Consider the following 12,636-nt stretch of genomic DNA (forward strand, 5'->3'; position numbering starts at 1 on the left):
TAGGCTTCAACGTCAGTACCGATGACGATTTGGCATTGGCCGCCATGGGTAAAACCCCCTTTGACTACGGAAAGCGCTTTGATGCTGTCGATATTAGGCTGTGTCCCTTAATTACGTAACCGGGCGTAAAACAAGCGGATGCAGCCCAGTTTCACCATTGCTAGATAGTTTCTTGCCGTTTTTTCATAACGTGTGGCAATCCGTCTATATTCCTTTAAACGGCCAAAACATCTTTCTACAACGTTGCGACGGCGATAAGCATCACGATAAAGTTGTGAGCGTCCATCTGAAGCCAGTTTTTCATTTGATTTTCGGGGAATAACCGCTATTATCCCTTTTATTTTCAACTCGTTACGGAGTGCATTGCCAGAGTAGGCTTTGTCAGCCAGTACCGCATGACCACGACGCTTCATGCTACCGTTCTGCCGTTGCACGCCAATGCCGTCCAGGAGTCGTAACGCGAACAGGCTTTCGTGAGCCTGCCCAGCACTCAGTACGATATTTAGCGGGATGCCGCTTCCGTCAGTCGCCATGTGGATTTTGGTGCCATAACCACCTCGTGAGCGACCCAGGCTGTTATCGTTGGTAATATCGGGATGTTTTTTTGAGCGCCAGCCGCACATTTGAGCGCACGGATATTGCTGCCATCCAGCGCAGTGGCTGACCAGTCAACAAGTCCATGAGCATCAAGAAATGAAAGTAACTTATTAAAAATAATGTTAATAACTCCAGACTTTGACCATCTATTGAAACGGTTATAAACGGTTTTCCATGGGCCGTAACGTTCAGGTAAATCACGCCATGGGGCACCTGAACACAGTATCCAGAACATGCCGTTGAGGATTTTGCGATGTTCTGCCCATGGCCGGCCTGCCTGCGGAGATGTCAAAACGGTTGGTAACAAGGGCTCAATGATTGCCCATGCTTCATCAGAAAGATCGTAGCGAGCCATAATCCAAAGTGTCTTAGAAACAGATGGATACTATAGCTCAAGCAATTAAGGGACACAGCCTAGTACTGCTCAATCATCCATTATTCGCTACATAACCCATTATTATAGAGATGTCAGACCTCACTGGTATAACGGTGGGGCTTTGTTGAATAAATCAGAATTAGCCGACAGGATGACTCCCTCTGCTACACCTGTTATCCTATCCTGACGCTGTGTGGCATACCCAACAACGTCACACGGGCTTTGTTGAATAATTTAAGATACTGATTTATATAAGCATTATAAAATTTCAACGACTAATTTTTCCTCTCGGAATGCTTTTTATTGTGCTAACTATTTGATTTGTCGTTCTAACAAAATACATTCTCTGTAAATGCATTCTACCTAAAGAAGATGTAAATCAAACGGTTAAATTATTCAACAAAGCCCGTCATACGGTTCAGCGCTTTGACCATCGCTATGGCTTCACCTACTTGAGCCTCATAGTCACGCAGGCTCAGATGGCCACCCAGCAAAGTTTTTATGCGGAACATCGCTGTTTCTGCCACTGAACGCCGGTGATAACCCACTTTCTTTTTCCACATATCATTACTCCCGCTCAGACGCTGATTCGCCACCGCATGGTTACGTTCATGGTACTTGTTCGGCCAGTATTTGGCTCCGCTTCGCGGCGGGATAAGGGGCCTGATTTTCTTTCTTAGCAACGCATCGTGGCAGTATAGCCAACCGACTTAAAAATGATTACATCCTATGCCCTGATATGCGGCAAAGAAGCATAGCTGGCTGTTATCAAAATAATGTCGCTTGGCTATAACGGGCGTCATAAGCACCGTCTGCTGACACTTCCCTGATTTTTCGGTGGGTTTGGTTAATCAGGCCCGGCAGTGCCTGCGCATCTGTCGTTCCGCTGAGCGATAAGTCGGCACAGATAATCTCATGCGTCGCACTGTCTGCTGCCAGATGAAGCTTGCGCCACACTCTTCGTCTGTCAGCCCCATGCTGCCTGACTTTCCATTCACCTTCGCCAAAGACCTTCAGACCGGTACTGTCGATGACCAGATGCGAGATTTCACCACGCGTTGGCGTTTTTATGTTGATACTGACGGTTTTTGCCCGCCGACTGACCAGAAAGTAGTCCGGGCAGCGCAGTGGCAGGCTCATCAGTGTAAAAACCGAGTCGACAAAGCCCTGTAATGCCCGGAGCGACAGGTTAAACACGCGCTTTATCATCAAAACCGTGGTAACAGCCATATCGGTGTAGTAAAGCGGCCGACCACGACCTTCAGGCGAAGCACTGTCAGTCCATGCAGCGATGGCCGACTCATCAAGCCAGACCGTCAGGGAGCCGCGTTGTCTGAGTGCTTTGTTGTAGGTGGGCCAGTTGGTGATTTTAAACTTTTGCTTTGCCATGGGGAGCTGCTATCGGGAGCGATGATAGTGCTTTGATCCGGCGATCCCCTGAAAGTTCGATTTATTCCACAAAGCCTAACGGTGGGTTAACACCAAATGAATCAGAACGGCTGTTCCATCAACAGGCAGGTAGGGTGGCCAAATTTAGTTGACCACTACATTCGCTACCGCTTTTTTTAACTCAATATCGAAAGCATTTCCTTGCGAAGCAATCAGGCGTGATGCTGATGATGTCAACGCGGTACGCGTAGCCAATGTTTCAGTGATGGACATTCGTATATTCCTGAGTAAAGAGCAACTGTCTTGAACGATAAAATTATGGAGCTACATGATGGTACGACTCATCCCATTCTTCGTTTTTTCTGAGCATCGCATTCAGGATGGTCAGCAGCTTGCGCATACAGGCAACCAGCGCCACTTTTTTGGGTTTTCCTGCTGTAACCAGCCGCATGTAAAACGCTTTTATCACTGGATTGAAGCGGGTTGCTACGAGTGCAGCCATATAAAGCGCGCTCCGCACTCCCGACCGACCACCAAAGATGGTTCGTCGGCCTCTCATGGTGCCAGAGTCCCGATTGACTGGGGCTACTCCCACGAGAACGCTAATTTCTCGTCTCGAGAGCCGACCCAACTCAGGAACCTCTGCCAACAATGCCGCCACGGTCATAGTGCCGACGCCCTTAATGCTACTCAACCGCTCAGAAAGCTCTTTGAAGTGGTTGCTGATGTGGGTGTTCATGTCCTTATCGATCCGCGCAAGTTCATCTTCCAGCGCTTTGATGATGATATTAATGCTTTTTCTGCTTTGCTGATGAGCCAGATACAACCTGTTTCGTTCAGCAACCAGCATTGCAATCAACTGCCGTCTGCGAACTACCATGGAATTGAGAACCTGACGTTCAGTATCCGGCAAAGCCCGAATAAAGCGGCCTCGTTCCGGATGGCGATTAATAACCTCGGTCATCTGCGCAAGTGCTCTCGCATCAATACGGTCAGTCTTCGCCAGATACCCCATAGCACGGGCAAAGTCACGAGCCTGCCTGGGGTTGACCACAGCGAGCTCAAAACCTTCGGCCTGAAGCGCACAAGCTACGGCAGCTTCAAGCCCTCCGGTGGCTTCCATCAGCACAAGCGCAACGTCGTGCTTCTTCAGCTCAGCAATAATGGAATCAAAGCCGTCAGCATCATTGGCAACAGAAAATTGCGCAATCGTGCTGCTGGCGGCAATGTCCAGCGTTGCTTTCGAAACATCGATACCTACACAGAGTGGACTTGGCAGACTCATTATTACCCATCCTTGCAAATGCGTTATGGAGTACGGACAACTGTTCGGGTTTCAGATGAGTGGCTCAACGTATGCGCCAGTCGCTCAGTAACGGGCTTTTAACCCAAGGGGAAATCGGGCTGCATACGCTGTGCCAAATCTAATCGTAGTTATTTTAACCAACTTTTAAGATACAAGGGGAAATCGGGCTGCATACGCTGTGCCAAATCTAATCGTAGTTATTTTAACCAACTTTTAAGATACAAGGGGAAATCGGGCTGCATACGCTGTGCCAAATCTAATCGTAGTTATTTTAACCAACTTTTAAGATACAAGGGGAAATACGATAATGCTACTTTTTCAGCGATTCCATTCGGAGGGTAACCGCGCTAATTATGGCTAAATTACCGGATAGGCACGAAGTATTGGTGACGTAAGGTTAACGGTGAGATGGTTAAGCTGAAGATAATGAGTAGAACGTATAGTTAGGATGCAAATTGCCTCCTCTCTGTTATGATGGCACGAGAGGAGTCATCTATTGGGGGGATCAGTGTTCATCAGTCATCCCATTTAGGGCTAAAGAAAGCGATAATAAAACCTACCGCTACGATAACAGCGAGTACGCTGATAAATACATTTTCGTTTGCCAACATAATAAAACTCCTTGGGTTAAGTAATTCGATAGATAATCCTCTGCGGTAAAAACAGCCTGGCTAAATGTCAATGATAATTCTAAGGCATACACCCTAAACGGGCTTTAAATAATCGCTACTTTTGGCCGTGTTGTTGGAAAAAGGGCGAAATTGAACATAGTGGCCCCATTCCCACTCGAAACGCAACAAAACGGTAGAGGCTTATGCCACCAGTAAGTGCGTTAAAAATACCTCATTGGGGGAACGATAGCACAGCGATTTTCTGCCCCTTGTATTGAGTATGTGTTCGAGTTCGGCAATCTTACGATGACTGACCTGACTGAAGTCTGTTCCCTTTGGGTAAAAACGTCGTATCAGCCCGTTGGTGTGCTCATTCAAGCCCCTCTCCCAGGAATGATAAGGATGGGCAAAGTAGACCTGCGCCCCTGTGATTTGAGTAATTTGCTCGTGCAGAGCGAATTCAGGGCCGTTATCAGCTGTTAGGGTCTTAAACTTGCAAAAGGTATTAGCTTCAATGTCCCTGAAAGCAGCAACCACAGTCTCCGCACGCTTATTAGGCAGTTTGCGAATGATGACGGTTTTCAATGCGTTATCTACGATGGTTAACAAGAATGACTTCTGGTCTTTGCCAAAAATAGTGTCAATTTCGAAGTGGCCAGGCTCCTGTTTAAGCTCGGCTTGAGCTGGGCGATACTCAATACCAACACGGTTGGGAATAGGGCCTGATTTGAGGTTTTCGGCATTGTACCTGTAACGTTTTCCCCGATGAGGAAGTTGCTGATATAGCTCCCCGCCAGCCTGTCTCTCCTGCAGGATATAGCGATATAGCGTATTCTTGCTGACAGATATAGCCAAGCGACATTATTTTGATAACAGCCAGCTATGCTTCTTTGCAGCATATCAGGGCATAGGATGTAATCATTTTTAAGTCGGTTGGCTATATACCGAATTCCAGGTGCAAACGGCCACTGATAATTTCAGGTGAAGAGTGAGTGTAAAGCGCCTGCCTGATGAAGTTCTGAATGTGTGGCTCCAACTGGTAAAAAGCATTGTTTAGCAGAGGCTTATGACGGCGTTCCCGGGCCAGAGTGTCCGCCCTTCTACAGCAGTAGACACCATTGAAAGTAGGGTCGGTATTGCGTCTGAGTTCCCTGCTGATGGTCGAGCGAGGCAGAGCAAGCTCTCTGGCGATGTTAGCTTGGTTGACACCTTCACCACGCCGCTTTTCGATGTAGAACCGTTCTTTCTGAGTCAGATGTTTTCCCTGCATGCAACAGGCTCTCCAGTATGGCCAGAACGGTGATTTTATCCGACTCTGGCAAGTGGGTCACTTTGTTGCGTTTCGAGTGGGAATGGGGCTACGGCCCATGGAAAACCGTTTATAACCGTTTCAATAGATTGTCAAAGTCTGGAGTTATTAACATTATTTTTAATAGGTTACTTTCATTTCTTGATGCTCATGGACTTGTTGACTGGTCAGCCACTGCGCTGGATGGCAGCAATATCCGTGCGCTCAAATGTGCGGCTGGCGCTCAAAAAAACATCCCGATATTACCAACGATATAGCCAACCGACTTAAAAATGATTACATCCTATGCCCTGATATGCGGCAAAGAAGCATAGCTGGCTGTTATCAAAATAATGTCGCTTGGCTATAACAGCCTGGGTCGCTCACGAGGTGGTTATGGCACCAAAATCCACATGGCGACTGAAGGAAGCGGCATCCCGCTAAATATCGTACTGAGTGCTGGGCAGGCTCACGAAAGCCTGTTCGCGTTACGACTCCTGGACGGCATTGGCGTGCAACGGCAGAACGGTAGCATGAAGCGTCGTGGTCATGCGGTACTGGCTGACAAAGCCTACTCTGGCAATGCACTCCGTAACAAGTTGAAAAGAAGAGGGATAAAAACGGTTATTCCCCGAAAATCAAATGAAAAACTGGCTTCAGAGAGTCTGTAAAGAATTTCGTGTAAATGGCTCCATCGCTTAACCGGAAATCCGATCTCCATACATCAACATGAATTGGCTCATAGCCGGTTTCCAGTCTCTGATTGGTAGGGTCCATTTAGCCGAGATATTATGCAAGGCTAGATAGAATAATTTTAGCACCGAGTCATCCGTTGGAAATATTCGTCGCGTTTTCGTTATCTTGCGCAATGACGCATTTAACGACTCTATCGCGTTGGTGGTGTAGATAACCTTGCGGATCTCCGGCGGAAAATCAAAAATGACGATGAGACGTTCCCAATTATTTCTCCACGATGGGCTGATCGTCGGGAACTGCTCATCCCATTTGGCCGCGAAGGCATCCAGGGCCTCTTCAGCGCCCTCTGGCGTTGAGGAACTATAGATAGTGCGGAGGTCAGCAGCAACGGCTTTACGCTCTTTCCAGCCGACGTAGCGCAGCGAGTTCCGCACCTGATGCACGATGCAGAGCTGTACCCGCGTATGCGGGTAAACAGCTTCAATGGCATCAGGAAAGCCCTTCAGGCCATCGCAGCAGGCGATGAAGATGTCCTGTAGCCCACGATTTTTCAGTTCTGTCATTACAGATAACCAGAACTTGGCCCCCTCGGTTTTGGCTATCCATAGCCCCAGCAGCTCTTTTTCTCCCTGGCCGTTGATGCCTAGAGCCAAGTAAACAGACTTGTTGGTCACGGCTCCGCCGTCCTGGCTTTTGACCACAATACAGTCAAGGTAAACAATGGGATAAAACGCATCCAGCGGCCGTTGCTGCCAGCGCTTAACGTCATCCATCACGGCATTGGTCACTTGAGAAATGAAGCCAGCGGAAACATCGACCCCGTAGACTTCTTTAAAGTGAGCCTGAATATCACGGGTTGATAGCCCTCTGGAATAGAGAGAAATAATGCGGTCATCGAAGCCGTTAAGCTGCTTTTCGTGCTTACCGATCAGTAAACTAGTTGCTGAATAGAGACTTGCATTTTTTGTCAGGCTATTGAGAATAAAAAGAGGTTTAACTTAGAGAAGGCTTTGTTGAATAATTTAAGATACTGATTTATATAAGCATTATAAAATCTCAACGACTAATTTTTCCTCTCGGAATGCTTTTTATTGTGCTAACTATTTGATTTGTCGTTCTAACAAAATACATTCTCTGTAAATGCATTCTAACTAAAGAAGATGTAAATCAAACGGTTAAATTATTCAACAAAGCCCTTAGAGAATAAAGGTTTGAAATGATCAACAAAGAGCGGTTGTTACGAGATAATCGTTTATGTAAAGCAATCATTGGATTATCAGTCGAAGAATTGAAAAATTTAGCCGCTGAATTTTCAGCTTGTTATTTGATTTATCGGAAAAAGAATCGAAAAGATCAGGAGCGGCAGATGGGTGCAGGGCAGAAAGGGAGAGTGTAAAAAGATCTGTGTAAATGGCATTTTGAGGAAAACCTTCAGAGGACAAAAAATGCCTATCAGCAAAGAACTTATTGACCAACTGCTTCAGGATTGCCACTCCCCTCAGGAGCTTCTGGGTGAATCAGGCCTACTCAAGGAGCTGACTAAAAGACTGGCGGAACGGGTTCTTCAAGCTGAGATGGAGATACACCTTGGGTATGCTAAGCATGACCCGGCTGGTAATAATTCAGGCAACTCCCGCAATGGCAAGACATCCAAGAGCGTACGTAGCCAAAATGGGGCGCTCGAGCTCGATATTCCGCGCGACCGCAACAGTATAGCCAACCGACTTAAAAATGATTACATCCTATGCCCTGATATGCGGCAAAGAAGCATAGCTGGCTGTTATCAAAATAATGTCGCTTGGCTATACCTTCGAGCCGACACTGATCGGTAAGCACGAAAAGCAGCTTAACGGCTTCGATGACCGCATTATCTCTCTCTATTCCAGAGGGCTATCAACCCGTGATATTCAGGCTCACTTTAAAGAAGTCTACGGGGTCGATGTTTCCGCTGGCTTCATTTCTCAAGTGACCAATGCCGTGATGGATGACGTTAAGCGCTGGCAGCAACGGCCGCTGGATGCGTTTTATCCCATTGTTTACCTTGACTGTATTGTGGTCAAAAGCCAGGACGGCGGAGCCGTGACCAACAAGTCTGTTTACTTGGCTCTAGGCATCAACGGCCAGGGCGAAAAAGAGCTGCTGGGGCTATGGATAGCCAAAACCGAGGGGGCCAAGTTCTGGTTATCTGTAATGACAGAACTGAAAAATCGTGGGCTACAGGGCATCTTTATCGCCTGCTGCGATGGCCTGAAGGGCTTTCCTGATGCCATTGAAGCTGTTTACCCGCATACGCGGGTACAGCTCTGCATCGTGCATCAGGTGCGGAACTCGCTGCGCTACGTCGGCTGGAAAGAGCGTAAAGCCGTTGCTGCTGACCTCCGCACTATCTATAGTTCCGCAACGCTAGAGGGCGCTGAAGAGGCCCTGGATGCCTTCGCGGCCAAATGGGATGAACAGTTCCCGACGATCAGCCCATCGTGGAGAAATAATTGGGAACGTCTCATCGTCATTTTTGATTTTCCGCCGGAGATCCGCAAGGTTATCTACACCACCAACGCGATAGAGTCGTTAAATGCTTCATTGCGCAAGATAACGAAAACGCGACGAATATTTCCAACGGATGACTCGGTGCTAAAATTATTCTATCTAGCCTTGCATAATATCTCGGCTAAATGGACCGGCTTTGTTGAATAATTTAACCGTTTGATTTACATCTTCTTTAGTTAGAATGCATTTACAGAGAATGTATTTTGTTAGAACGACAAATCAAATAGTTAGCACAATAAAAAGCATTCCGAGAGGAAAAATTAGTCGTTGAAATTTTATAATGCTTATATAAATCAGTATCTTAAATTATTCAACAAAGCCAAATGGACCCTACCAATCAGAGACTGGAAACCGGCTATGGGCCAATTCATGTTGATGTATGGAGATCGGATTTCCGGTTAAGCGATGGAGCCATTTACACGAAATTCTTTACAGACTCCAGAAAGGATTTATCCCAACCCCATTAGATAAACTGCTTTTTATTTTATTGTATTTAAAATGTTATCCGACCTATGATTTGCAAGGACTTCTTTTTGGTTTAGATAGAACACGGGTATGTCGCTGGGTAAAAATATTATTGCCGGTTTTAGAGATGACCTTGGGGCGAGAATGTGTTTTGCCCGCTCGTCAAATTCGCTCTGCTGAGGAATTTTTTCGCGCCTTTCCTGGAGTTAAAGACGTCTTTATTGATGGGACAGAGCGACCTGTCCAAAAGCCTAAGAATCTGCGTCGGCGAAAAAAAATGTATTCGGGAGGCTTTGTTGAATAAATCGAACTTTCAGGGGATCGCCGGATCAAAGCACTATCATCGCTCCCGATAGCAGCTCCCCATGGCAAAGCAAAAGTTTAAAATCACCAACTGGCCCACCTACAACAAAGCACTCAGACAACGCGGCTCCCTGACGGTCTGGCTTGATGAGTCGGCCATCGCTGCATGGACTGACAGTTCTTCGCCTGAAGGTCGTGGTCGGCCGCTTTACTACACCGATATGGCTGTTATAGCCAAGCGACATTATTTTGATAACAGCCAGCTATGCTTCTTTGCCGCATATCAGGGCATAGGATGTAATCATTTTTAAGTCGGTTGGCTATACCTCAGAGGTGAAACCTACGGCCATCACCGGCGACATGCACAGCATCAACAAAGCCAACTTTGCGATCCTGCACTGGTTTGGCCTGCGCTTTGAACCTCATTTCACGGATCTGAACCGGCAGTTGCAGGAACTGTACTGTATAGCTAAACGACTTAATTTTGATTACATTATTTAAATGAGCTATTCAATTGATTTTAGACGTAAAGTGATATCTACACGGAAAAACGAAGGGTTGAGTATCCGAGAAACAGCGAAGCAATTTCGGATTGGCCCTGCCTCTGTATCGCGTTGGATTAATCAAATAGAGTCAAAAGCATCGACCACGCGTCAGCGAAAGATCGATAAATCCGAGTTGATAAAAGATGTTGAACAATATCCAGATGCTTACCAAAAAGAACGTGCAGAGCGTTTTGGCGTTTGTCAGAAGGCCATTTGGCAAGCGCTTAAAAAGCTGGGATTGACCTATAAAAAAAACTCTACGTCATCCGAAAGCCGACGAAAACGCCCGGCAGGGATTTCAACAAAAAAAACAACAGTATGAAAAAGAAGGTAAACCTATTGTTTTTATTGATGAAAGTGGTTTTTCACACGATACCCCACGGACTCACGGCTATTCCCCAAAAGGTCAACGGTGTTTTGGCCTGAAGAACTGGGGAGCTAGGGGAAGAACAAATGTTATCGGCGCTTTATTAGGCACAACGCTGTTTGCTATCGGATTATTTGATATCAATATTAACAGCGATGTTTTCTATGCCTGGGTCACACAAGTCCTTATCCCAGTACTCCCTAAAAACAGTGTAATCATGATGGACAATGCCACTTTTCACAAAAAACATAATATTCAACAAGTCATCATCGATGCAGGGTATATGGTGGAGTATTTGCCTACATATTCGCCAGATCTTAACCCAATTGAGCATAAATGGGCACAAGCAAAAAGCAAAAAAAGAGAGATGGGTTGCGATACAGAGAGTTTGTTCTCAGTCCATATGGTGTAATCAAAATTAAGTCGCTTGGCTATAAAGCGCGTGTTTAACCTGTCGCTCCGGGCATTACAGGGCTTTGTCGACTCGGTTTTTACACTGATGAGCCTGCCACTGCGCTGCCCGGACTACTCTCTGGTCAGTCGGCGGGCAAAAACCGTCAGTATCAGCATAAAAACGCCAACGCGTGGTGAAATCTCGCATCTGGTCATCGACAGTACCGGTCTGAAGGTCTTTGGCGAAGGTGAATGGAAAGTCAGGCAGCATGGGGCTGACAGACGAAGAGTGTGGCGCAAGCTTCATCTGGCAGCAGACAGTGCGACGCATGAGATTATCTGTGCCGACTTATCGCTCAGCGGAACGACAGATGCGCAGGCACTGCCGGGCCTGATTAACCAAACCCACCGAAAAATCAGGGAAGTGTCAGCAGACGGTGCTTGGCTTTGTTGAATAATTTAACATACTGATTTAAATGGGTATTATAAAATTTTAACGACTAAATTTTACTACCGTAATGCTTTTTATTGTGCTAACTATTTGATTTATCGCTCTAACAAAATACATTTTCTGTACATGCATCCCACCTAAAGAAGTTGTAAATCAAAACGTTAAATTATTCAACAAAGCCACGGTGCTTATGACGCCCGTTACTGCCACGATGCGTTGCTAAGAAAGAAAATCAGGCCCCTTATCCCGCCGCGAAGCGGAGCCAAATACTGGCCGGACAAGTACCATGAACGTAACCATGCGGTGGCGAATCAGCGTCTGAGCGGGAGTAATGATATGTGGAAAAAGAAAGTGGGTTATCACCGGCGTTCAGTGGCAGAAACAGCGATGTTCCGCATAAAAACTTTGCTGGGTGGCCATCTGAGCCTGCGTGACTATGAGGCTCAAGTAGGTGAAGCCATAGCGATGGTCAAAGCGCTGAACCGTATGACGTTGTTGGGTATGCCACACAGCGTCAGGATAGGATAACAGGTGTAGCAGAGGGAGTCATCCTGTCGGCTAATTCTGATTTATTCAACAAAGCCTATTCGGGAAAGAAAAGACAGACCACTCGAAAAGGGCTTATTATGACTGACGAAACAAGGCAAATTGGATTTATCCCCATGAGCAAAAATGGGCGCCGTCACGATAAACGCTTACTCGATAAAGTCGATATAATTCGCCATATTCCTCCTGAGGTAACCATCTGGGCAGATACCGGTTTTCAATGTATAGATAAACAGCATCCTAATACACAAATCCCAAAAAAAGGAACTCGAAAAAGACCTTTATCGCCTGAACAAAAACAAGAAAATAAAATAATCTCGGGCATCCGTATTACAGTTGAACACGCCATCGCGGGTATCAAACGCCTCGGTTGCATGACCCAAATTTTACGGAATCGTAGACCCTTTATTGATGATACCTTCTTACTCCTTAGCGCCGGTCTTTGGAATTTCCATCTCAGAACAGCGTAAAATTTACTTCAATCACCGAAACACCCTTATTTCACTATTAAGCAACACGCTTAGTGTAGGCTCGAAGGTACTGTCGCGGTCGCGCGGAATATCGAGCTCGAGCGCCCCATTTTGGCTACGTACGCTCTTGGATGTCTTGCCATTGCGGGAGTTGCCTGAATTATTAACAGCCGGGTCATGCTTAGCATACCCAAGGTGTATCTCCATCTCAGCTTGAAGAACCCGTTCCGCCAGTCTTTTAGTCAGCTCCTTGATCCGGCCCAGAGATCGTGGACACGCTGTTAAG

Annotated in this window: 11 protein-coding genes and 9 pseudogenes; 12 read left to right on the forward strand and 8 right to left on the reverse strand. The window is 46.5% G+C overall.

The genetic code is table 11. The annotated features are described in order from the left end of the window. Positions 1 to 107: 107 nt before the first annotated feature. The 6 genes and pseudogenes from ACQGXV_RS20890 to ACQGXV_RS20915 all read right to left on the reverse strand — a co-directional run bounded on the left by ACQGXV_RS20890 (position 108) and on the right by ACQGXV_RS20915 (position 5,549). Positions 108 to 952, reverse strand: a protein-coding gene (locus tag ACQGXV_RS20890) for an IS5 family transposase (RefSeq protein ID WP_440862980.1) whose coding sequence is annotated in 2 segments (ribosomal slippage) — positions 108 to 607 and positions 607 to 952 — 846 coding nt in all. Because the reading frame shifts where the segments join, the coding sequence is not laid out codon by codon here. 413 nt (positions 953 to 1,365) lie between these two features. Then, a pseudogene (locus ACQGXV_RS20895) lies at positions 1,366 to 2,362 on the reverse strand (IS5 family transposase). Between the two features lie 316 nt (positions 2,363 to 2,678). Further along, complete coding sequence (locus ACQGXV_RS20900; RefSeq protein ID WP_440862981.1) at positions 2,679 to 3,647, reverse strand: IS110 family transposase; 969 nt, start codon at positions 3,645 to 3,647, stop codon at positions 2,679 to 2,681. A 536-nt stretch (positions 3,648 to 4,183) separates the two neighbouring features. Further along, positions 4,184 to 4,279: a protein MgtS gene (gene mgtS, locus ACQGXV_RS20905; protein ID WP_195312406.1), complete on the reverse strand. Its 96-nt coding sequence runs from the start codon at positions 4,277 to 4,279 to the stop codon at positions 4,184 to 4,186. 201 nt (positions 4,280 to 4,480) lie between these two features. Continuing rightward, positions 4,481 to 5,134, reverse strand: a complete 654-nt coding sequence (locus tag ACQGXV_RS20910) for an IS30 family transposase (RefSeq protein ID WP_440862982.1) — start codon at positions 5,132 to 5,134, stop codon at positions 4,481 to 4,483. 82 nt (positions 5,135 to 5,216) lie between these two features. Beyond that, complete coding sequence (locus ACQGXV_RS20915) at positions 5,217 to 5,549, reverse strand: helix-turn-helix domain-containing protein (RefSeq protein WP_440862983.1); 333 nt, start codon at positions 5,547 to 5,549, stop codon at positions 5,217 to 5,219. Between the two features lie 89 nt (positions 5,550 to 5,638). Between ACQGXV_RS20915 and ACQGXV_RS20920 the strand changes: the two are divergent. Further along, a pseudogene (locus tag ACQGXV_RS20920) lies at positions 5,639 to 6,229 on the forward strand (IS5 family transposase); the annotation flags it as partial. Between the two features lie 36 nt (positions 6,230 to 6,265). On the opposite strand, the pseudogene ACQGXV_RS20925 reads toward ACQGXV_RS20920, so the two are convergent. Continuing rightward, a pseudogene (locus tag ACQGXV_RS20925) lies at positions 6,266 to 7,195 on the reverse strand (IS256 family transposase); the annotation flags it as partial. Between the two features lie 284 nt (positions 7,196 to 7,479). Between ACQGXV_RS20925 and ACQGXV_RS20930 the strand changes: the two are divergent. The 11 genes and pseudogenes from ACQGXV_RS20930 (at position 7,480) to ACQGXV_RS20980 (ending at position 12,350) form a co-directional block, all read left to right on the forward strand. Next, positions 7,480 to 7,659 carry a hypothetical protein gene (locus ACQGXV_RS20930; protein ID WP_440862984.1) on the forward strand — a complete coding sequence of 60 codons (180 nt, stop codon included), beginning with the start codon at positions 7,480 to 7,482 and terminating at the stop codon, positions 7,657 to 7,659. 49 nt (positions 7,660 to 7,708) lie between these two features. Continuing rightward, positions 7,709 to 8,957, forward strand: a pseudogene (locus tag ACQGXV_RS20935) (IS256 family transposase). Between the two features lie 120 nt (positions 8,958 to 9,077). Beyond that, entirely contained in the window at positions 9,078 to 9,212 is a 135-nt protein-coding gene (locus tag ACQGXV_RS20940; RefSeq protein WP_440862985.1) for a hypothetical protein, read from the forward strand. Continuing rightward, a complete protein-coding gene (locus ACQGXV_RS20945; RefSeq protein WP_440862986.1) occupies positions 9,190 to 9,579 on the forward strand; it encodes a helix-turn-helix domain-containing protein in 390 nt (129 codons plus the stop codon). Before ACQGXV_RS20940 ends, ACQGXV_RS20945 begins: the two co-directional genes overlap by 23 nt. Before the next feature lie 61 nt (positions 9,580 to 9,640). After that, positions 9,641 to 9,808, forward strand: a pseudogene (locus ACQGXV_RS20950) (transposase); the annotation flags it as partial. A 94-nt stretch (positions 9,809 to 9,902) separates the two neighbouring features. Further along, positions 9,903 to 10,079: pseudogene (locus ACQGXV_RS20955) on the forward strand (Tn3 family transposase); the annotation flags it as partial. After that, on the forward strand, positions 10,080 to 10,445 hold the full coding sequence (locus tag ACQGXV_RS20960; RefSeq protein WP_440862584.1) for an IS630 transposase-related protein: 366 nt from the start codon (positions 10,080 to 10,082) through the stop codon (positions 10,443 to 10,445). Next, on the forward strand, positions 10,369 to 10,902 hold the full coding sequence (locus ACQGXV_RS20965; RefSeq protein ID WP_440867179.1) for an IS630 family transposase: 534 nt from the start codon (positions 10,369 to 10,371) through the stop codon (positions 10,900 to 10,902). The genes ACQGXV_RS20960 and ACQGXV_RS20965 overlap by 77 nt, the downstream gene beginning before the upstream one ends. 15 nt (positions 10,903 to 10,917) lie before the next feature. Continuing rightward, positions 10,918 to 11,319, forward strand: a pseudogene (locus tag ACQGXV_RS20970) (IS5 family transposase); the annotation flags it as partial. A gap of 198 nt (positions 11,320 to 11,517) precedes the next feature. Continuing rightward, a pseudogene (locus ACQGXV_RS20975) lies at positions 11,518 to 11,862 on the forward strand (transposase); the annotation flags it as partial. Between the two features lie 23 nt (positions 11,863 to 11,885). Next, positions 11,886 to 12,350 carry a transposase family protein gene (locus tag ACQGXV_RS20980; RefSeq protein WP_440867542.1) on the forward strand — a complete coding sequence of 155 codons (465 nt, stop codon included), beginning with the start codon at positions 11,886 to 11,888 and terminating at the stop codon, positions 12,348 to 12,350. A 51-nt stretch (positions 12,351 to 12,401) separates the two neighbouring features. Here ACQGXV_RS20980 and ACQGXV_RS20985 read toward each other — a convergent pair. Continuing rightward, positions 12,402 to 12,611 (reverse strand): annotated as a pseudogene (locus ACQGXV_RS20985) (transposase); the annotation flags it as partial. Positions 12,612 to 12,636: the final 25 nt, after the last annotated feature.

Origin of the sequence: Symbiopectobacterium purcellii, assembly GCF_052050035.1 — a bacterium.
GTDB lineage: Bacteria > Pseudomonadota > Gammaproteobacteria > Enterobacterales > Enterobacteriaceae > Symbiopectobacterium > Symbiopectobacterium purcellii_A.